This window comes from Stenotrophomonas sp. GD03680, from assembly GCF_029844625.1.
Taxonomy (GTDB): domain Bacteria; phylum Pseudomonadota; class Gammaproteobacteria; order Xanthomonadales; family Xanthomonadaceae; genus Stenotrophomonas; species Stenotrophomonas maltophilia_P.
On sequence record NZ_JAOCKC010000003.1, the window covers coordinates 1 to 19,123 of the forward strand.

The window sequence follows — 19,123 nt, forward strand, 5'->3', positions numbered from 1 at the left end:
GTTCAATGAGTTACGACATGATGGTGTTCGAGGCCAGCGTCGCCCCGCGTGAGGCGGCAGCGTTCATCGCCTGGTTCGAGAAGCAGACCGCCTGGGGCGAGAACCACGAGTACGACGATCCGGTGGTCAGCAGTCCGGCACTGCAGGGCTGGTTCGCCGCGATGGCACAGGAGTTCCCGCCCTTGAATGGTCCGCTGAGCAACGATGGGGACGATCGCGCCGAGGTCACCGACTACAGCATCGGCCGGCACGTCATCTACGGTGCGTTTGCCTACTCCGTGGCCGAGCGTGCGCACGGCCGGGTACAGGACCTTGCGGAGGAGCACGGGGTGGGCTTCTTTGATGTCAGCGCGGATGAAGCGGCCATCGTCTTCCCCGATGGCCTGGTGCTGATCGCGGAATGACGCCGGGTCGGATCCCGTTCCCGTTGGGAAGGGGATCCGACCCCGGTTCAGAACAACTGGCCCTGCACCGTGGGCTGTTCCATGCCCGCTGGTTGTTCGGCCACCTCTTCTGCACCCAGCCGCCAGGCCAGGCCGCCGATTCGACTGGCATGGCGCTTGAGCGCGGCCTGCAGCACATCGGCACTGGCCGCCACATGCAGGACCTGGCGGGCACGGGTCAGCCCGGTGTAGATCAGCTCGCGCGACAGCACGCGACTGTCCTGCCGTGGCAGTTGCAGCCAGACCTCATCGAACTCCGAGCCCTGTGCCTTGTGCACGGTCATTGCGAACGCGCTCTCGTGCGCCGGCAATGCGGCCGGATGGAAGGCGCGCGGCTGATCGGCGGTGTCGCCGGGGAACCACGCCACCATCGCGCCCGTGCTGTCGCGCAGGCAGATGCCGACATCGCCGTTGAACAAGCGATGCCGATAGCTGTTCTCGGTTACCAGCAGCAGGCGCCCCTGGAAGTAGCCCGGGGTGGTGCCGGCCAGCAGCTGTTCGATCCGCTCGTTGAGGCCACGGGCTCCCTGCGGCCCTTCACGCAGCGCGGTCAGCACGCGCAGGCGGCCGGCCTGCTGCAGTGCCAGGACCGGGTCCCGGATATCGGCCAATGCACGCCAGCGGCCCAGCAGATGCTCACGCTGGTCACGCAGCGGATCCGGCTCCCCTTCGTGGAAGCGGACTCCCGACAGTTCGCCACTGCGCAGCAGTCGCAGCGTGGTGACGCTGTCGCCATCGCGGACGGCACGCGCCAACGGTGCCAGATCCAATGCGTCGCTCTGCCGGTAACCGCGCTGCAGCTGCACCCGCCGACCGGTGAATGCATGGACCGGCGCCGGCGGCTGCAATGCTGGTGCCGCCAACATCCCCTGCAACGCCAGTGCATCATCGACGCGCGTGCCCATGCCATCACCGCTGGCTCGCAGGATCGCGCCCAGCACGTCGCCGGCTTCGACCGAGGGCAGCTGGTCAGGATCACCGAGCAGGATCAGGCGGGTGCCGCTGGCGATGGCATCGACCAGCTTGGCCATCATCGGCAGATCGATCATCGACGCTTCGTCGATCACCACCACATCCAGCGGCAGCGGATTATCGGCGTGGTGGCGGAAACGGGGCGAGTCGGGAATGACGCCCAGCAGGCGATGCAGGGTGGTACCGGTGGTAGGCAATGCGGCGCACAGCGCCGGGTCCAGGCCCTCCTCCTGCAACCGCTGCACGGCCAGACGCAGGCTTTCAGCCATCCGCTCTGCGGCGCGGCCGGTCGGTGCGGCCAAGGCCACCTTCGGCGGTGGCTGGCCGGCATGCGCTGCCTGCGCAGCCAGCAACAGCAGCAGGCGCGCGATGGTGGTGGTCTTGCCGGTGCCGGGTCCTCCGGTCACCAGCGCCAAGGGATGACGCAGGGTCACGCCTGCCGCGCGCGCCTGATGATCCTCGGCATCCCGGGCCTGCGGGAACAGCCGTGCGAACAGAGGCGCCAACGCGGGCAGATCCGGCGCCGGCAGCGGATGGCCGCCGATGCGCTGCAGGCCTGCCGCCAGCTGCCGCTCGTACTCGCGATAGCGGCGCAGGTACAGCAGGCCATTCTCCATCACCAGCGGGGCGTCATCTGCGACAGCATCGGCGCGCCCGGGGGTCGCGACCCAGGGCGAGGCGCGCAGCTGCTCGATCCAGGATTGCGGCGCCGGCCAGGCGGATACGCCTTCCAGCAGCCGGTGCGGCTGCGCCGGATCGAAACCGGCATGCCCCAGCGATACCGCCAGCGAGGCCAGGGCCGCCGCCAGGGCCACGTCCTCCGGGGTGTCCGTGCGCAGGCGCTGCAGGCCGGTGGCCAAGGCGTGGTCGATCGTCCGCAGCTGGCCATTGCGGTACAGATCCCTGAGCAGGCTCATGCGCTGGCTCCAAGCGCGCGTGCCGCCAGCTCGGCCTGGGCCTGCCTGCCTCCGGCGAACAACGCATCGAGCGCGTCCACCAGTTCGAGCGGGAAACGATCGGTGTAGACACCATTGCCAGTGCCATCCAGGCCGCGGCAGAACAGATAGCGGATGCCGCCCATGTCGCGTTCGTAGCGGTAGGCCGCCCCCAGCCGGAAGCGCAGCCAGCGATGCAGCGCGACGGTATAGATCAGGGCCTGCAGGTCGTACTCGCTGTGGCGCATGGCGATGGCCAGCAGGTCGGGGCTGTAGCCCGGCAGCCGGTTGGATTTGTAATCGAGCACGTACCAGCGGCCATCGCGCACGTAGGTGAGGTCGATCATGCCGGTCATCAGTCCTTCCAGCCGGCGGCGCTGGCCGAAGCCCCGGCGCGCGCTGGCGATGCCATGGGCATGCAGTACATCCAGCAGCGCCGGCACAGCGGTCGGCTCGATGGCGAAGTGGAAGTCGATCTCGGCACGACGATCCTGCGCGGGCACGCTGTACAGCGCGCCGCCCTCCGGCAGCTCCGCGATGAGGGTCTGGCCGACCAGTGGCACCAGCACCGCGATGCCGTCATCCAGGTCCGCATCTGCATAGCCCTCTTCGCGCAATGCCTTGCGCAGCACGGCGGCCTGGCCTTCCGGCGCTTCCTGGCCAGGCTGCCAGGCGCCCCATGCGGCGAAGTCGACGTTCTCCATCGCTTCGTGCAGCACGTTGCCGAAGCGGCTGCCCATGAAACGCGGGTCGACCGGCGCGGCCTCTTCGGTCGCGGCAGGATCCGGCAGCGCGGGCTCCAGGGGCAGCTCTGCGCCAACCGGTTCGTCGGCCGCCGGCGCCGGAAGTTCGGTGGCGGCCGCCTCGATGTCACTGCCACTGCCGGCATCGGCATGGGCCAGCTGGGTGAAGCTGTATACCCACCAGTCGTGGGGCACGCGACGCGCCTGCGTGCGCACTGCCGGAAGTTCGCCGTCCATTTCCACCGCCAGCTGCGGCAGCTGCGCCACCGGCTCGCTGTCGTCGACCTGCACATCGGCGCACCCACGCAGGGCCTGCAGGTCGCCCAGCAACGGCGCCAGTGGGGTCCTGGCAAGACCGGCCAGGTCACCGATGGCGATCCACAGCGCGTGCTCGGCTCGGGTCATGCCGACGTACAGCAGGCGCGCGTCCTCTGCCTGCTGTTCGTGCCGCGCCTGGCGGCTGACGGCGTCCCACACCTCGTCCCTGTCGAGCTTCCAGTGCAGCTGGCGCTCGCCGTCCAGATGCACGGTGCAGTGTGCAGCGCTGTTGTTCGCGCCGCGCTCGATGCCCACGAACGGCAGGAACACCAAGGGGTATTCCAGGCCCTTGCTCTTGTGCAGGGTGATGATCTGCACACGGCGCGCGTCCGATTCCAGGCGCAGCAGCTGCTGCTCATCGTCCTGGTCGGCGCTGGCCATCCGGCCCTGCAGCCAGTCCAGCAGGCCATGCATGCCCAGCGCCTGTGCCGACGCCTCCTGCAGCAGCTCGCCGAGCTGGAGGTAATTGGTCAGCCGGCGCTCGCCATCGATCAGCGCCAGCAGGCGTTCGCCCTGTGCGGCGCAGACGTCGGCGATCACCGCGAACGGGCCGCCGCGCTGCCATCGTTCGCGCCAGTGCAGCAGCTGCGCCTGGAATCCCCGCTGCAGGTCGCCTTCGTGTTCCATCGCTGCGATCGCACTGGCAGGCTGGCCGAGCAGCACGGTGGCCAGCGCGGTACGCAGGCGGCCTTCGTCGGCCGGTTGCAGCAGGGCCAGCAGCAGCGCGCGCAGGTCGCGGGCTTCGCTGGTGGCGAACAGGCTCTGCCTGCCGGCTGCCACCGCGGGAATTCCAACAGCCGCCAGCGCACGCTGTACAAGCGTGGCCTCGCGATGCGAACGCACCAGCACGGCGATGTCAGCCGGCTGCACCGGGCGACCACGCAGCAGGGCCCTGCCGGCGCGCGCGTCCACCAGCACCTGGTGAATGGCGGCCACACAGGCCCGCGTCGCTGCCTCGCGGGAGGCATCGGCAGCCAGCGGCCTGTCACCGCCGCTGCGCAGCACGCGCAGGGTCAGGGCTGCGGCGGCATGGCCATCACGCTGGTAATCCGCATCTGCACGTACGCCGCCCGGCCGCACCGGCTCGAAGCGGATGTCACGCTCGAGGAAGGCGTCCTCACCGTTGTCGTACAGCATCTGCAGCACGCGCAGCAGCGCAGGCCGCGAGCGGAAATTCTGGTCCAGTGCCGGCGCAGGCTGCGCAACCTGCCTGGCCTTGAGGTAGGTATGGATGTCGCCGCCGCGGAAGCCATAGATCGCCTGCTTCGGATCGCCGATCAGGAACAGCGCTGGCGCCAGTCCCAGTTCGCGCACCTCCGGCGAATCGCCGAACAGGGTGTGGAAGATGCCCCATTGACGGTCATCGGTATCCTGGAATTCATCGACCAGGGCAATGCGGTACTGCGCGCGCAGCCGTTGCACCAGCGTCAGCCGTTGCGGCCCCTGCAGGGCAAGCGCCACGCCGTCGATCAGGTCATCGTAGGTCTGCACCCGTCGCGTCTGTTTCAACAGGGCCAGTCGCTGCGCGGCTTCGGCGCGCAGGGCGTGCAGGAAGCGGATCGCGCGCTGGCGAAGCCACGACATGACCACGTCGGCGGCATCCCACCAGGCCTGCAATGCGTCGAAGAGGGGTGCATCCGGGCATGCGCCCTGCTGATCGTCCCGGCAGAGCGCCTGCATCGAAGTGGGCAGCAGCTTCTCCAGATGGAGTTTTCCATCGCGTGACCAGTCCGCGCCGGCCTGCCCGGCGACCAGGGTGGAGAATGCCTTGTCGAAGCTCGGCCGCTTGGCACGACGTCCATCGAAGACCTTCTTCTCGAACGCCGTGGCGATCTGCCCACGGGCCGCATCAAGACCGGAGTCGATGGCGGACGCGAGGACCTGCGCGGCCTGCAGCATCCGCGGCCGCGGATCGTCCGGCAGCGTCGGCAATGGCAATGGATGCAGCGGCGGTGCGGCCAGCAGCGCGCGCAGGTCGCCTGCCAGTGCGTCCGGGCTCGACCACAACAAGGTCAGCGGCTCCAGTGTGGCCGGATCGTTGGCGTGCACGCGCCACAGGTCAGCCGCCAGTTCCTCCATCAGCTCGCGGTCGCTGGTCAGCAGCTCCGGAGGATCGAAGGTGTGGCCGCTCTCCAGTGCGTGCTCGCGCAGCACGCGGGTGCAGAAGCCGTGGATGGTGAAGATCGCGGCCAGATCGATTTCGTCGGCAGCGACCTGCAGGCGACGCTTCAGCGCCGCCGCGCTCTCATTGCCGGCATCGAGATGGCGCCACAGGATCTGCCGGGTCAACCGCATGTCGGGTGCCTCGCCGTCGCCCGGAGGCAGGTCAACCATCCGCGCGGCCAGCGCCAGTCGCTCACGGATGCGCTTGCGCAGTTCCTGGGTCGCGGCATCGGTGAAGGTCACCGCCAGGATCTGGCCGATACGCAGGCCCTGCTCGACCACGAGCCGGGTGAACAGCGTGGCCAGGGTGAAGGTCTTGCCGGTGCCGGCACTGGCTTCGATCAGGCGGACGCCATCCAGGGGCAGTGCGAGATACGGGTCGATACCGGGATGTTCGATGGGGCTGCCTGCCACGGTAGCGTTCATCCGGTGACCTCTGTATGTGAACCGGCGCCGGGCACGCGGCCTTCGCGCAGCGCGCCGAACACCACCTGGCTGTTGTGCAGCAGCTCGGCATACCGGGCATCGTCTGCGAAGGGATCGGCACCGCGCATCAGCAACTGCCAGGCGTCACTGCGGGATTCGCCCCAGCTGCGGTCGCTGCCATGCCACTGCTTCCAGCCCTCGCTGCGCTGTTTCTCACCGCTGGTCGTATACAGCACCCAGCCGGTGTAGGGAGCGAACCACAACGGCTCACGCAGGCCACGCCGGCGCAGCTGCAGCAGCGCGCGCAGGGCGGCCCGCGCCGCGGGCACGGACAGTGCCGGCAGGACGTGCGGACCCTGACCGGCGTCACCACCGTCGTGGAACTGGACCAGCGGCAACGCGTCGCCTGCCGCATTGGCCAGCAGCCAGTCCAGCCCCTGGCGGATCACCGCGTTGCCGTTGAGCGTGCCCGCGCGCAGCCGCACCAGACCACCGGGATGGCGATCGGCAACCCGGCCGTGCAGGCGCACGCCGTCGATCTGGACCTCATAGCGGCGGCTTTCCGGCTGTACGCCCTGCATCCAGCCCAGCATTGCGTCGGCATAGGGGCGGGTCTTCGATTGTTCCACCTCAAACTGCCGCTCGCCCAGCGCGCCGGATGGCACCAGCGCGCGTGCGCGCAGCCTCGGGTAGAGCGGGTCGTCATCGCCGGTGAGGGTGGCACGCACCACCGCGGCCTGCACACTGCGCGTGTCCGGCCCTCGCGCGGACAGCACCAGCGGCTCCAGATCGACGACGTCCTCGACCTCATCGGCCAGTCGAAGGCCCAGAGACTGCGACAGGAACTGCCCAGCCGGATCGCACAGAAAACGGCGCAGGCTTTCCAGAGACAGTTCCTCTTCCACCGCAGCTTCGACCGGCGGCGGCAGCGCCGCCGCGTCGAACCACGGCGACAGCCCGCCACGCTGCCCGGCCAGGCGACCGGCTGCGGGATGCCATTGCCGGCGGTAGCTGAAGCGACGCGGGTCGCCATCGCCGAACGCGGCGGGGGAGAACGGCTGCAGCGCGTGGCGGACCGTGAATGCCGCGGCGGCGGCGGCTGGATCGAGGTGGTAGGCCGCCACGGCGTCGATCAGCTCGCTGACCAGCACCGACGGTTCCCGCACGCTGCCATCGCGCGGATCGGCGCCGAGGTAACTGAGGTAGAACACGTCCTGTGCGGCGGCGAACAGCTGCAGGAACAGGAAGCGATCGTCCTCGCGGGTGGAACGGTCGCCCGGGCGGCGTCGGGGCGTGTCCAGTTCGGCGGTGAGCTGGTTCAGGCCGGCCGCCGGATCGCGACGCGGGAAATCGCCATCATTGAGGCCGAGTACGCAGATCACCCGGAACGGCAGCAATCGCATCGGCACCATGCGGCCGAAGCTGATGCCGCCGGTCAGCAGCGGTGCACGCGTGTCGGCTTCGGCCAGGGCGGAGGCGAAATGCGCACGTATCACTTCGGGAGGCACCCCGTCGCTGAAGCCGGCCTTGTCCGCGTCTTCGGCGAACTGGTTGAGCAGTTTGCGCAGCCGCTCCAGCGCGCGCTGGCTGTTGGGTGAGCCGGGCGGGGTCGGCAGCAGCGCATCCAGCAGCGACAGCAGGCGCTGCCGCCACTGCGCCGGAGTCAACGTCTCGCCAAGACGGCGCTGGTAGACGGCCAGTACCCGCAGCAGGCGCAGCAGGCGGTCCAGCGCATCCAGCGCGCCACCTTCCAGCCCGGTCCACGGCGCGACGCCGGCCAGGTCGGCATCGCTGCCGGTGGCATGGCCCAGCAGCAGACGATCCAGCGCGAACTGCCAGGTGTAGGCATCATCCGGCGGCGCGCCGTGCCGGGCGCGATGGTCCGCATCCAGCCCCCAGCGTGCGCCCGCCTGCTGCAGCCAGCCATGCAGGCGGTCGAAGTCGGTCGCGTCCAGTCCGGCTGCCTCGGCCAGGGGCGCGCTGGCCAGCAGGTCCAGCATTTCATTCAGCCCGAACCGCGAGACCGGCAGGCCAATCAGGTGCACGAACACATCGGCCAGCGGTTCGCCCGCCAGCGGACTGCTGTCGGCCAACGCGTAGGGAATGTGGTCGTCCTCGCCACCGCGGCCACCGAACACGGCCTCCAGGTAGGGCACGTAGGGATCGATGTCCGGCGCCAGCACGGCGATCTCGCGGGCCTGCAGCGGCGGGTCGAAGCGGTCATCCTCAAGCAGGCCACGCAGCTGGTCGTGCAGGACCTGCAGTTCGCGCAGGCGGGTGTGGCAGGCGTGCACCTGCAGGCTGGGATCATCGCCGGCCAGGCCATCACGCAGTTCGCCGGACGGCAGCGCCCGACGGTGGAACAGATCGCGCTGCAGGCGGTGCAGCAGGCTGTCGGACAGGCCGCCGTCGGCCATCGTCGGCCGCGCGTCGTCTTCCGGGTCGATGTAGGCGGCGATCTCACCGGCCGGGTGTACCACTTCATAGCTGCCCAGCACCGCCATGAAGTCGCGGCCGGCTGCGCCCCAGGCTTCCAGCAGGCGGTTTTCTCCCGCCGCTTCGCCGAAGGGATCGGGAGCGCCGCTGCGCAGCCGCTCGGCCAGGGTCTGCAGGTCGCCCCAGTACGACTGCACCGGGGTGGGCAGGTAGAAATGCAGTTCGCCCACCCGCGCCTGGGTCGCCATGACCCGCAGCACGTCCGGGGAGATGTTGAGCGTCGCGAATGCGGACATGCGCGGCGGCAACCCCTGCGGCAATGGCTGGCCGGCACCCTCGAAGCGGTCCAGGTAGGTCTGGATGCGGCGCGCGCGGTAGCCATGCCCACCGGCAACGGCGCGCCACAGGATCGCCTGGGGATCGGCCGGGTCGGCCCCGGCCTCCCAGCGCAGCAGCCAGTCGCGCCGCCAGGCCTGGTATTTCTCGAACACCGACGCCAGCTCGCCGGCCAGGGCCCAGGGTTTCAGCCCATCGCTGCCGGCAAGATAGGACTGCAGCGCGCGCATCGGTGGTTGCCCGAGCAGCGCCGGATCGCGCAGCGCCCGGTACAGCCGCCAGTGCAGGCCGGCAGCATCGAGATCGTCGGCTTCGCCATCGACGTTGGCGTTGAGCGCACGGGCGACGAACTCACCCGGGGTGAGGAATTCGAGGTTGGCGGCGACACCGTATTCGGCGGCCAATGTCGCCTGCAGCCAGCGCCGCATCGCCACCTGCGGGATCAGCACCACGTCCGGTGCGAGCAGCGGCTGCCCTGGCATCGGCGCACGGACGTTGCGTGCCAGCAGCGCGGCCAGCACATCCAGCGAGTTGGAATGGTAGAGGCGGAAGTCGCTGCCCGGGTCACTCATCATGCACAGTGTGCAGCACGGCTGGCAGTATTCAATGGTCAAACCTGTCACCGGCACGGATTGTTCCGGGTCGCCCGGCGATTGTCCCGACCTGCCCGGGGCCCTGCCGTGCCACAATACTGCACCGTCCAGTCTGCTTATGTTCAGCCGGCTGACCCGATCCTTCGATGTCGAAAAAATGTTAATGGTGCCCATGTCGGCTTCCACCTCCAGTCTGGTGCAGTTGTCCAACGTCCGCATCGACCGGAGCGGACGCACGATCCTGCGCGACGTTTCCCTGCAGGTGCCGAAGGGCAGCATCACCGCCGTGCTCGGTCCCTCCGGCAGCGGCAAGTCGACCCTGCTGGCCGCGCTGACCGGCGAACTGCGCCCAGCGGCCGGCGATATCACCCTGTTCGGCAAGCCGATCCCGCACCGCAGCGCCGAGCTGCTGGAGATGCGCAAGAGCGTCGGCGTCCTGCTGCAGGGCAATGGCCTGCTGACCGACCTCACCGTGGCAGAGAACGTCGCCCTGCCGCTGCGCACCCACACCCGCCTGCCGGCGGCGGTGCTGCGCCGGCTGGTGCAGATGAAGCTGCACGCGGTGGGATTGCTGGCCGCGGCCGATGCTTGGCCGCGCGAGCTGTCCGGCGGCATGGCGCGCCGCGTGGCGCTGGCCCGTGCGCTGGCGCTGGATCCGCCGCTGATGATCTATGACGAGCCGCTGACCGGGCTGGACCCGATCGCGTCCGGGGTGATCATGAGCCTGATCCAGCGTCTCAACCACAGCCTGGGACTGACCAGCATCATCGTCAGCCACCACGTGCACGAGACGCTGCCGATCTGCGACCAGGTGATCGCCATCGCCAACGGCGGCATCGTCTTCCAGGGCACGCCCGACGCGCTGCAGTCCAGCCAGGACCCGTTGCTGCGTCAGTTCCTGCACGGCCAGCCCGATGGCCCCATCCCGTTCGACGCCGAGCCGCGCGCGAGGGTCGCCTGATGCCCTTCATCCAAGCCACCCGCTCGCTGGGCCGCGCCGGCCTGTTCTCGCTGACCGTGCTGCGCGGTTCGCTGCCGACCCGTGATTTCCTGAGCGAACTGACCCGCGAGATCTACAAGATCGGCGCGCGCTCGCTGCCGATCATCGCTGTCGGCGGCGCCTTCGTCGGTCTGGTGTTGACCCTGCAGGGCTACCGCACGCTGACCACCTTCGGCGCGGCCGATGCCCTGTCGACCCTGCTCGGCTTGTCGCTCTACCGTGAACTGGCCCCGGTGCTGACCGCGCTGCTGTTCATCGGCCGTGCCGGCAGCTCGATCGCCGCCGAACTGGGCCTGATGCGCGCCACCGACCAGATCAAGGCACTGGAGCTGATGGCGATCGACCCGGTGGCCAAGGCCGTGGCGCCGCGCTTCTGGGCAGCCGTGCTGACCGTGCCGCTGCTGACCGGCATCTTCTGTTCGCTGGCGATCAGCGCCAGCTACTTCGAAGCGGTGCACGTGCTCGGCCTGGACAATGGCGTGTTCTGGTCGGCGCTGCGCAACAGTGTCGACTTCTGGGACGATTTCGGCGTGGCGATGCTGAAGTCGGCGATCTTCGGCGGCACTGCAGCCCTGGTCGCCGCCTATGTCGGTTTCCACGCCGAGCCGACCATCGAAGGCACTTCGGTGGCCACCACCCGTGCGGTGGTCAATGCCTCCCTGCTGGTGCTGATGTTCAACTTCGTGCTGTCGGCAATGCTGTTCACCTAACCCTTCCATCGGCGGTGCGCGGTGCGCGCGGCCACAACGACTCGATCAGGTACTCCCCATGGCCATCCGCGGTCCCAGACTCGAATTCTCCGTCGGCGCATTCCTGCTGCTGGCCCTGGCGTCGCTGCTGGTGCTGGCCGTGGCTTCCACCAACCAGCGCTGGAGCTGGGGCGGTGACGGCTACGAGCTGAAGGCGCGCTTCTCCCAGGTCGGCCAGCTGCGCAAGCAGGCGCCGGTCAAGATCGGCGGCGTTACCGTCGGCCAGGTTGCCGCGATCGACCTGGACCCGGTCAAGTTCGAATCCATCGTGACCCTGCGCATGGACAGCAAGGTCAAGGACCTGCCGGCGGATACCTCGGCCGGCATCTTCACCAGTGGTTTGCTGGGCGAGAGCTATATCGGTCTTCAGCCCGGTGGTGATCCGGAAGTGCTCAAGCCCGGTGAGGAGATCGTCTTCACCCAGCCGGCAGTGGACCTGATCCAGCTGGTCGGCAAGTACATGTTCAGTGGCGGCGCCGGCGGCGGCGCAGACCCGAAGCCCAACGATGGCGCACAGGCGCCTGCAAAGGAACCGCAACCATGAAGATGAAACTGATCCCGGCCCTGCTCGCGTCCTCGCTGCTGCTGGCGACCCCGTTGCTCGCCCAGGCGCAGGCCGCGGCCCCCGCTGCCGCCGCTCCGCAGGCCCAGGCCGGCAAAGTGGTGATCGATGCCAGCAGCCGCATCCTGTCCACCCTGCAGCAGCGCAAGAGCGAGTTCAGCAGCAATCCGTCCAGCCTGCGCTCCTACATCGACAGCGAACTGAACCGCACCTTCGACCGCGACTACGCGGCGCGCCTGGTGCTGGGCACGCATGCACGCGGCGCGTCGGATGCGGACATCAAGCTGTTCGCCGATGCGATGGCCGACAGCCTGATGCAGCGCTACGGTTCGGCCCTGCTGAACATCCAGGGCAGGCCGAGCTTCCGCCTGAAGGGTGAAAGCCCGCTGCCCGGCAACCGCGGCGTGCGCGTGAGCACCGAGCTGGTGCGTGCGGGCAACGAACCGACGCCCGTCGAGTACTGGATGCGCAACGTGAACGGCCAGTGGAAGATCTTCGACGTCAACATCGAGGGCATCTCCTACGTGCAGACCTTCCGCAACCAGTTCGACAGTCCCCTGCGCCAGAAGGGCATCCGACAGGTGGCCAACGAACTGCACAGCGGCAGCATCCAGGCCGGACCGGCCGGCAATGGCAAGTAACGCGCTGGCACTGCTGGAAGGCGGTACCCTGCGCCTGCGCGGGGCGCTGGATCGTGCCGCAGTGATTGCCCTGTGGCCGCAGCTGCAGGCGTTGCCGGCGCAGCTGGCACGGCTGGAACTGGGCGAGGTCGAGCGCGTGGACAGCGCCGGCCTGGCCCTGCTGGCCGAGCTGGCCGCGCGCGCGCGCAAGGCCGGCCACCCCCTGGTGATCTCCGGCATGCCCGCCGGCTACAACGAACTGAGCGCAGCCTACCGGCTGTCGCCCGACCTGGATTTCAACGCTACTTCTGCTGCGAGCTGACATGAACGTCGTACGCGCTCTCCCCCTGATCGTCCTGGCCGCCGCGCTCAGCGCCTGTGCCGGCAAGCCCGCGCGCAGCGATGCGCCGGTTGCCGATACGCTGGTTCCGGCCAGCCCGACCGCCGCCACCGATACCGCCACCGATGCCCCCGCACCGGCAGCGGAGCCCACCCCCGTGGCCAGCGGCGAAACGGCCACGGCCAATACGCCTCCGGCCACGGACGCGTCTGCTGGAACCAGTGCCTCGGCTGCCGCTGCGCAGCCCGGCGGCGACGATGATTTCGACGCGCTGTACGGCGCCGACGGTGCGGCCGGCAACGCGGTGGCCTACGACCCGTGGGAACCGTTCAACCGCAAGGTGCACCGGTTCAACGTGGCGGTCGACAATGCCGTCGCGCGACCGCTGGCGACGGCTTACACCCACGTGGTGCCACGCTTTGCCCGCACCGGTGTGAGCAACTTCTTCAGCAACCTGCGCTCGCCGGTAACGATCGTCAACCAGCTGCTGCAGGGCCGTCCGGATGATGCCTGGGACACGCTGGGTCGCTTCCTGATGAACTCGACGCTGGGTATCGGTGGCCTGTTCGATCCGGCCAGCAAGGCGATGGTCGCCAACCGCAAGGAAGACTTCGGCCAGACGCTGGGTGCATGGGGCTGGCGTCGCTCGCGCTACGTCGAGCTGCCGTTCTTCGGTCCCCGCACCGTGCGTGATGTGTTCGGCCTGGCCGGCGACATGCCGCTCTCGCCGATCCGCAACATCGAAGAGGACAAGGTCCGCATCGGCCTGCAGGGCCTGCAGCTGGTCGACAGCCGCGCGCAGCTGCTGGCGGTGGACGATCTGCGCAGTTCGGCGGTGGACGAGTACGCGCTGGTCCGTGATGCGTGGCTGCAGCGTCGCAACTACCAGATCGAGAACGATCTGCGTGGCAAGCGCAACCGCGGCCAGGACGATCCCAATTCGCCGATCCCGATCGATGCGATGCCGATGCCGCAGTGGGGCAACTGAGTCCTGCCGGCACCCCATGAAAAACCCCGCCTCGGCGGGGTTTTTCATTGCGGGCGATCAGGCGCCCAGTGCGGCGTCGACGGCCTCGCGCAGACGCGCATCATCGGCGGCCACATCCGGCGCGAAGCGGGCGATGACCGCGCCGTCGCGGCCCACCAGGAACTTCTCGAAGTTCCACAACACCGCCGGCGCCGGGTGGATCGGAATCTCCTTGCTGGACAGTCGCTCGCGCAGCGGGCCTTCGCCGATGGCCTGCGGCTGCGCGGCGATCAGCTGCTGGTAGAGCGGGTGCGTGTCATCGCCGGCCACGCTGATCTTGGCGAACATCGGGAATGTGACATCGTAGGTCAGCTGGCAGAACTGCTGGATCTCCGCCTCGCTGCCCGGCTCCTGGCCAAGGAAATTGTTGGCCGGGAAACCGAGCACTTCCAGCCCCTGTGCCTGCTTCTGCGCATACAGCGCCTGCAGGCCCTCGTACTGCGGGGTCAGGCCGCACTTGGAGGCGACGTTGACCAGCAGCAGCACCTTGCCCTGGTAATCGGCAAGACTGGACGGCTGGCCGTCGATGGTGGTGAGGGGAATGTCCTGGATCGGGGTGCTCACGCGGGGTGCTCCGGCAACAGCGGGGAATGGCCCATCAGCATAGCGCCACGTGGCTGCGCCGGAACGCCTCAATCCACGCAGAGCGTGCCCTGTGCCTTGCCGTCGTCGATGCGCTGACGACAGCCGAAGTTCTGGCTGACGTCACGCTGGCAGGTGCCGGTGGCTGCCGTGCCGGCGGCGATGCCGTCGCTGGCCAGGCATTGGCCGGTGCAGTCACGCTTGCTGCTGCAGGTCTTTCCTGCGTCGGCGTATGGAATCACGCACTGCAGGCGCTGCAGGCGTCCCAGCGGCTGCAGGGTGCCGCCGGCGGCCTGGCAGTCCACATCACGCGCGTCCTGGTAGGCCTGCGTGGCCTCCGGGCCTGGCTGGGCATCACCGGCCTGCGTGGCAGGCGGTGTACTGCTGCATGCAGCAAGCACTGCGGCCAGGGCGGCACTGGCGGCAAGGTGGAAACGCATGGCGGTACCTGTTGGCGATGGACAGGCCGCCAGCATACGCATCGCCCCCGTCGGCAGGGTGTCTGCGTCGCTCAGCGGGCGTCGGTCCCGCCTTCACTTCCGTCATCCTCGCCGCTGCCTTCCGCATCCCCTTCGCCCAGGTCGCCGAGCAGCGATTGCGCCTGCTCGGTGGCCAGCGATTCCACTCCGCGCAGCCTGCGCTCGATGGTGCGCGTCTTGCGGCTGGCGTCGCCGATGCTGCGGCCCACGGTGCTGATCTGCTTCTCGGCCTTCTCGAGGATGCCGGCGAACTTGCCGAATTCGCTCTTCACCGCCCCCAGCAGGCTCCACACCTCGCTGGACCGCTGTTCGATGGCCAGCGTGCGGAAACCCATCTGCAGGCTGTTGAGCAGAGCGGTGACCGTGGTCGGCCCGGCCACGACCACGCGGTGATCGCGCTGCAGGCCGTCGACCAGGCCCGGACGCCGGATCACTTCGGCATACAGGCCCTCGGTAGGCAGGAACATCACTGCGAAATCCGTGGTGTGCGGCGGCACGATGTACTTCTCGCAGATCGACTTGGCCTGCACCCGCACCGCGCGCTCAAGCTGGATGCCCTGCAGGCGCACGCCCTCGGCATCGCCCTGCTCCTGCGCATCGAGCAGGCGCTCATAGTCCTCACGCGGGAACTTGGAGTCGATCGGCAGCCATACCGGCGTGTCGTCGTTCCTGCGGCCCGGCAGGCGCACGGCGATGTCGACCATCTCGCCACTGTCTGGACGGACCTTGACGCCCCGCGCGTACTGCTCCTGGGTCAGGGTCTGCTCGAGAATGTTCTCCAGCTGCACTTCGCCCCAGCTGCCGCGGTTCTTGACGTTGGTCAGCACGCGCTTGAGGTCGCCGACGCCGGTGGCCAGCTGCTGCATCTCGCCCAGCCCGCGCTGCACCTGTTCCAGGCGTTCGGAGACCAGGGTGAACGACTGGCCCAGTCGTGTTTCCAGCGTCGACTGCAGCTTCTCATCGACGGTGTGGCGCATCTGCTCCAGCTTCTGGGCGTTGTCGTTCTGCAGCGCGCGCAGCTGTTCTTCCAGAGTGGCGCGCATCTCGGCGATGCGCTGTTCATTGCGCTGGGTCAGCTCCTGCAGCCGCAGGCCCAGGCTCTCGGTCAGGCGCTGCTGGGACAGCGCCCCTTCCTCGCGGCCCTTGCGTGCATCGTCCACCAGGGTCTGGCGCAGCGCGCCGAGCTGGGCATCGGTGCGGCCGGTGAGTTCCTGCAGCTGCTGGCCGAAGGCATGGATGCGCGCCTCCTGCTGCTGGCCGAAGCTCTCCAGCTGGCCTCGCAGTTCCTGCAGCCGCTGCGCCAGCAGGGCGCCGCTGCGCTGCTGGCTGTCGGCGGCTTCGGCGCGTGCCTTGCGTGCATCCTCGCCCAGCGCCTCGCGCAGCAGGTCCAGGCGCTGGTCGGTGCGGGTCGACAGGTCGGTCAGCGCCCGGGCAAAGCCATCCAACTGTTCGCGCAGTTCACTGCGGCCCGTCCGTGCCTCCTCGCGTACGGCCTGCTCCAGCCGATCATGCGGTGGGCGGCGCAGCAGGGCGACCAGCTGCAGGATGAGTACGACCAACAGGAGGCCGGCGATGAGCAGGGATTCGGTTTGCATGGCACCAGTGTAGGCTGGGCCAGTCTCAACTGCTGCGTCCCGCCCCGGTCATGCTCGCGCTGTTCGGAAAGCCCACGTCGATCAACGTACGCAAGGTGCTGTGGCTGTGCGCCGAGCTCAGGCTGGCCATCGAGCACGACCCGGCACCGTCGGCACGGCAGCTGGCCGGGCTGAATCCGAACCTGCAGGTGCCGGTGCTGCGCGACGGCGGCTTCGTGCTGTGGGAATCGAACAGCATCTGCCGTTACCTGGCCTCCCGCGCCGGACGCGCTGACCTGCTGCCGGCAGATGCGCAGGCGCGTGCGAAGGTCGAGCAATGGATGGACTGGCAGGCGACCGACCTCAACAGCGCCTGGCGCCACGTGTTCATGGCGCGCGTGCGGCAGCATCCTGACTATCCCGACGACGGCCGCGCCGAGACCGGCCTGGCCCGCTGGAATGAGCTCATGGGTCTGCTGGATGCCCAGCTGGCCGGCACGGGAGCGTATGTCACCGGCGACGACTTCACCCTGGCTGACATCGCGCTGGGCCTGTCCACCCAGCGCTGGCGCAGCACCCCCGGCGCCAGGCCCGCGCTGCCCTGCCTTGACGCCTGGTTTGACCGCCTGCGGTCGCGACCCGGGTTCGCCGAACACGTCGACAACGGTGACCCCTGAGGCAGCGGCACGTACCGCGAGGCCTCCTGCAGGGCCGGGTCATGCTTTGCTCTGCAGGAGGCAGACAGGCCTCTACCAGCCCTCGAGAACGATCTTGCCCTTGGCGCGGTGACTCTCCAGCACGGCATGCGCGCGACGCAGGCTCGCCGCTTCAATGCGGCCGAAATGCTCGCCCAGCGTGGTCTGCAGCACGCCGGCATCGACCAGGTCCGCGACGCGGTTCAACAGCACGTGCTGCTGCTGCATGTCCGGCGTCCGGTACAGCGGGCGGGTGAACATCGATTCCCAATGCAGCGACAGCGCCTTGCGCTTGAGCGCCATCACATCCAGCTGGCCAGGATCGTCGATCAGCCCCAACTGGCCCTGTGGCGCCAGCACCTCCACGATCTGCGCGAAATGCTGGTCGGTGTGGGTCAGGCTGGCGACATGCTCCACCTGCGCGATGCCCAGCCGTGCCAGCCCTTCGGCCAGTGGCTGGCCGTGGTCGATCACATGGTGCGCGCCCATCGCGTACACCCAGTCCTGCGTCTCCGGGCGCGAGGCGGTGCCGATCACGGTCAAGCGGGTCAGGCGACGCGCAAGCTGCACCAGGATCGAGCCGACGCCACCGGCCGCGCCGATCACCAGCAGGGTCTGGCCCTCGCCTGCGCCCTCGGCGATGCGCAGGCGATCAAACAGCAGCTCCCAGGCCGTGATCGCCGTCAGCGGCAGGGCTGCGGCGGCCGCATCGTCGAGGCTGGCCGGCTTGCGGCCCACGCTGCGCTCGTCCACCAGCTGGTACTCGGCATTGCTGCCGGACCGGTCGATCACGCCTGCGTAGTACACCGCGTCGCCCGGCTGGAACAGGGTCACCTCACTGCCCACCGCATCGACGATGCCGACGGCATCCCAGCCGAGCACGCGCGGGCCATCGGTGGCCATGTTGCGGCGGACCTTGGTGTCGACCGGGTTCACCGCCACCGCGCGCACCGCCACCCGGAGGTCGCGCGGGCCCGGCTGGGGAAGCGGCAGGTCGATATCGATCAGGGCCTGCGCATCGTCGATCGGCAGGCCGGCATGGGAATAGGCAATGGCGCGCATGGCAGCGGTCCAGTGGGGAAGGAGGCCACAGCGTGCGCCGCGCACGGTCCGCCGGAAAGGCGCACAATCGGGCAGGACTTTCACTCCTGCAATGAAAATGATCCGCTTCGACGACCTGCAGCTGTTCGTCCGTACCGCCGCACTGGGCAGCTTCTCGCAGGCCGCGCGCGAGGCCGACCTGCTGCCCGGACAGGTCGCCGCCGCCGTGGCCCGGCTCGAGCGCGAACTGGACCTGCGCCTGTTCGTGCGCACCACCCGCAGCCTGCGGCTGACCGCCGAAGGCGCGCTGTACCTGCCTTACGCGCAGGAGGTGCTGGCGACCCTGCGCGAAGGCCAGGCCCGGGTGCAGGGCGAGGATGCCGAGCTGCATGGCACGCTGCGGCTCTCTGCCCCGTCGGACTTCGGACGCAACCTGCTGCTGCCGTGGCTGACCCGGTTCCGTGCGATGCATCCGCGATTGCGGCTGCATCTGCGCCTGTCCGACGAAGTGGCCGATGTATTCCGCGATCCGGTCGATGTGGCGATCCGCATCGGGCACTTCGATGATGCCAGCTATGTCGCCCTGCCCCTGCTGGAAGGCAACCGGCGCGTGCTGGCGGCGTCGCCCGGCTACCTGCAGCGGCGCGGCACGCCGCAGCGGCTGGAGGATCTGCGCGAGCACGACTGCCTGGCCTACCAGCTCGGTGGTCGCGCCTACGACCGCTGGGCCTTCGAGGTCGACGGCCGTCGCGTGGTGATCCCGGTACAGGGCCCGCTGGTGTGCGACGACGCCGATGTGGTACGGCGCTGGGCGGTGGCCGGTGAGGGCATCACCTACAAGTCCTGGCTGGACCTGCGCGAGGACGTGCTCGCCGGGCGCCTGCAGCTGCTGCTTGGCGGTCTGGGCAGCCACATCCCACTGCAGCTGGTCTGCCCGCACCGCAAGCAGTTCTCGCCCGCGGTGCGGCAGCTGCATGCGCAACTGCGCCAGCACCTGCAACCGCTGCTGTCGGGCATGCCCGAGGGCGGCGGCGGCCCCCTGTCGCAGCGCGCGGCACTGGCCGACAATACCGGCTCCCCGTAGCGAGA

The 19,123-nt window shown here is 69.0% G+C and carries 16 protein-coding genes; 9 read left to right on the plus strand and 7 right to left on the minus strand.

Annotated elements, in window-relative coordinates:
- The first annotated feature begins 5 nt into the window (after positions 1-5).
- Positions 6-404 (plus strand): hypothetical protein, encoded by a 399-nt coding sequence (locus N5J29_RS04350; RefSeq protein WP_164151439.1) that lies wholly within the window; start codon positions 6-8, stop codon positions 402-404.
- A 47-nt stretch (positions 405-451) separates the two neighbouring features.
- Here N5J29_RS04350 and recD read toward each other — a convergent pair whose 3' ends face one another.
- From recD to recC, 3 genes are read right to left on the minus strand one after another with little or no spacing between them, the layout of a single operon-like run.
- Positions 452-2,332 carry an exodeoxyribonuclease V subunit alpha gene (gene recD / locus N5J29_RS04355; protein ID WP_164151441.1) on the minus strand — a complete coding sequence of 627 codons (1,881 nt, stop codon included), beginning with the start codon at positions 2,330-2,332 and terminating at the stop codon, positions 452-454.
- A complete protein-coding gene (recB, locus tag N5J29_RS04360; RefSeq protein WP_164151443.1) occupies positions 2,329-6,000 on the minus strand; it encodes an exodeoxyribonuclease V subunit beta in 3,672 nt (1,223 codons plus the stop codon). Before recB ends, recD begins: the two co-directional genes overlap by 4 nt.
- Positions 5,997-9,347 carry an exodeoxyribonuclease V subunit gamma gene (gene recC, locus N5J29_RS04365; RefSeq protein WP_164151445.1) on the minus strand — a complete coding sequence of 1,117 codons (3,351 nt, stop codon included), beginning with the start codon at positions 9,345-9,347 and terminating at the stop codon, positions 5,997-5,999. Before recC ends, recB begins: the two co-directional genes overlap by 4 nt.
- Before the next feature lie 190 nt (positions 9,348-9,537).
- On the opposite strand from recC, the gene N5J29_RS04370 reads away from it, so the two are divergent.
- From N5J29_RS04370 to N5J29_RS04395, 6 genes are read left to right on the plus strand one after another with little or no spacing between them, the layout of a single operon-like run.
- Complete coding sequence (locus tag N5J29_RS04370) at positions 9,538-10,326, plus strand: ATP-binding cassette domain-containing protein (protein ID WP_065174056.1); 789 nt, start codon at positions 9,538-9,540, stop codon at positions 10,324-10,326.
- Positions 10,326-11,075, plus strand: a complete 750-nt coding sequence (locus N5J29_RS04375) for an MlaE family lipid ABC transporter permease subunit (protein ID WP_053517248.1) — start codon at positions 10,326-10,328, stop codon at positions 11,073-11,075. The genes N5J29_RS04370 and N5J29_RS04375 overlap by 1 nt, the downstream gene beginning before the upstream one ends.
- Before the next feature lie 58 nt (positions 11,076-11,133).
- Positions 11,134-11,658 (plus strand): outer membrane lipid asymmetry maintenance protein MlaD, encoded by a 525-nt coding sequence (mlaD, locus tag N5J29_RS04380; protein WP_053517247.1) that lies wholly within the window; start codon positions 11,134-11,136, stop codon positions 11,656-11,658.
- On the plus strand, positions 11,655-12,317 hold the full coding sequence (locus N5J29_RS04385; protein WP_053517245.1) for an ABC transporter substrate-binding protein: 663 nt from the start codon (positions 11,655-11,657) through the stop codon (positions 12,315-12,317). The genes mlaD and N5J29_RS04385 overlap by 4 nt, the downstream gene beginning before the upstream one ends.
- Positions 12,307-12,618 carry an STAS domain-containing protein gene (locus tag N5J29_RS04390; RefSeq protein WP_053517244.1) on the plus strand — a complete coding sequence of 104 codons (312 nt, stop codon included), beginning with the start codon at positions 12,307-12,309 and terminating at the stop codon, positions 12,616-12,618. The genes N5J29_RS04385 and N5J29_RS04390 overlap by 11 nt, the downstream gene beginning before the upstream one ends.
- A gap of 1 nt (position 12,619) precedes the next feature.
- Positions 12,620-13,624 (plus strand): VacJ family lipoprotein, encoded by a 1,005-nt coding sequence (locus N5J29_RS04395; RefSeq protein ID WP_065174059.1) that lies wholly within the window; start codon positions 12,620-12,622, stop codon positions 13,622-13,624.
- Positions 13,625-13,681: 57 nt separating this feature from the next.
- On the opposite strand, the gene N5J29_RS04400 is transcribed toward N5J29_RS04395, so the two are convergent.
- The 3 genes from N5J29_RS04400 to rmuC form a co-directional block, all read right to left on the minus strand.
- Positions 13,682-14,227 carry a glutathione peroxidase gene (locus N5J29_RS04400; RefSeq protein ID WP_065174060.1) on the minus strand — a complete coding sequence of 182 codons (546 nt, stop codon included), beginning with the start codon at positions 14,225-14,227 and terminating at the stop codon, positions 13,682-13,684.
- Positions 14,228-14,295: 68 nt separating this feature from the next.
- Positions 14,296-14,685 (minus strand): hypothetical protein, encoded by a 390-nt coding sequence (locus N5J29_RS04405; protein ID WP_111187105.1) that lies wholly within the window; start codon positions 14,683-14,685, stop codon positions 14,296-14,298.
- 71 nt (positions 14,686-14,756) lie between these two features.
- Positions 14,757-16,319, minus strand: a complete 1,563-nt coding sequence (gene rmuC, locus N5J29_RS04410) for a DNA recombination protein RmuC (protein WP_164151447.1) — start codon at positions 16,317-16,319, stop codon at positions 14,757-14,759.
- A gap of 50 nt (positions 16,320-16,369) precedes the next feature.
- Here rmuC and N5J29_RS04415 point away from each other — a divergent pair, with 50 nt between their 5' ends.
- A complete protein-coding gene (locus N5J29_RS04415; protein ID WP_164151449.1) occupies positions 16,370-16,975 on the plus strand; it encodes a glutathione S-transferase N-terminal domain-containing protein in 606 nt (201 codons plus the stop codon).
- Positions 16,976-17,047: 72 nt separating this feature from the next.
- On the opposite strand, the gene N5J29_RS04420 is transcribed toward N5J29_RS04415, so the two are convergent.
- Positions 17,048-18,055 carry a zinc-binding alcohol dehydrogenase family protein gene (locus N5J29_RS04420; protein WP_164151451.1) on the minus strand — a complete coding sequence of 336 codons (1,008 nt, stop codon included), beginning with the start codon at positions 18,053-18,055 and terminating at the stop codon, positions 17,048-17,050.
- A 91-nt stretch (positions 18,056-18,146) separates the two neighbouring features.
- Here N5J29_RS04420 and N5J29_RS04425 point away from each other — a divergent pair, with 91 nt between their 5' ends.
- Positions 18,147-19,118 (plus strand): LysR family transcriptional regulator, encoded by a 972-nt coding sequence (locus N5J29_RS04425; protein WP_164151452.1) that lies wholly within the window; start codon positions 18,147-18,149, stop codon positions 19,116-19,118.
- Positions 19,119-19,123: the final 5 nt, after the last annotated feature.

What these genes read in the sequence shown, in the direction of transcription:
- mlaD (WP_053517247.1), top strand. Translation starts at nt 11,134, where the DNA reads ATGGCCATCCGCGGTCCCAGACTCGAATTCTCCGTCGGCGCATTCCTG.
- N5J29_RS04350 (WP_164151439.1), top strand. Translation starts at nt 6, where the DNA reads ATGAGTTACGACATGATGGTGTTCGAGGCCAGCGTCGCCCCGCGTGAG.
- recD (WP_164151441.1), bottom strand. Translation starts at nt 2,332, where the DNA reads ATGAGCCTGCTCAGGGATCTGTACCGCAATGGCCAGCTGCGGACGATC.
- N5J29_RS04370 (WP_065174056.1), top strand. Translation starts at nt 9,538, where the DNA reads ATGTCGGCTTCCACCTCCAGTCTGGTGCAGTTGTCCAACGTCCGCATC.
- recB (WP_164151443.1), bottom strand. Translation starts at nt 6,000, where the DNA reads ATGAACGCTACCGTGGCAGGCAGCCCCATCGAACATCCCGGTATCGAC.
- N5J29_RS04395 (WP_065174059.1), top strand. Translation starts at nt 12,620, where the DNA reads ATGAACGTCGTACGCGCTCTCCCCCTGATCGTCCTGGCCGCCGCGCTC.
- N5J29_RS04425 (WP_164151452.1), top strand. Translation starts at nt 18,147, where the DNA reads ATGAAAATGATCCGCTTCGACGACCTGCAGCTGTTCGTCCGTACCGCC.
- N5J29_RS04420 (WP_164151451.1), bottom strand. Translation starts at nt 18,055, where the DNA reads ATGCGCGCCATTGCCTATTCCCATGCCGGCCTGCCGATCGACGATGCG.
- N5J29_RS04390 (WP_053517244.1), top strand. Translation starts at nt 12,307, where the DNA reads ATGGCAAGTAACGCGCTGGCACTGCTGGAAGGCGGTACCCTGCGCCTG.
- N5J29_RS04385 (WP_053517245.1), top strand. Translation starts at nt 11,655, where the DNA reads ATGAAGATGAAACTGATCCCGGCCCTGCTCGCGTCCTCGCTGCTGCTG.
- rmuC (WP_164151447.1), bottom strand. Translation starts at nt 16,319, where the DNA reads ATGCAAACCGAATCCCTGCTCATCGCCGGCCTCCTGTTGGTCGTACTC.
- N5J29_RS04375 (WP_053517248.1), top strand. Translation starts at nt 10,326, where the DNA reads ATGCCCTTCATCCAAGCCACCCGCTCGCTGGGCCGCGCCGGCCTGTTC.
- recC (WP_164151445.1), bottom strand. Translation starts at nt 9,347, where the DNA reads ATGATGAGTGACCCGGGCAGCGACTTCCGCCTCTACCATTCCAACTCG.
- N5J29_RS04405 (WP_111187105.1), bottom strand. Translation starts at nt 14,685, where the DNA reads ATGCGTTTCCACCTTGCCGCCAGTGCCGCCCTGGCCGCAGTGCTTGCT.
- N5J29_RS04415 (WP_164151449.1), top strand. Translation starts at nt 16,370, where the DNA reads ATGCTCGCGCTGTTCGGAAAGCCCACGTCGATCAACGTACGCAAGGTG.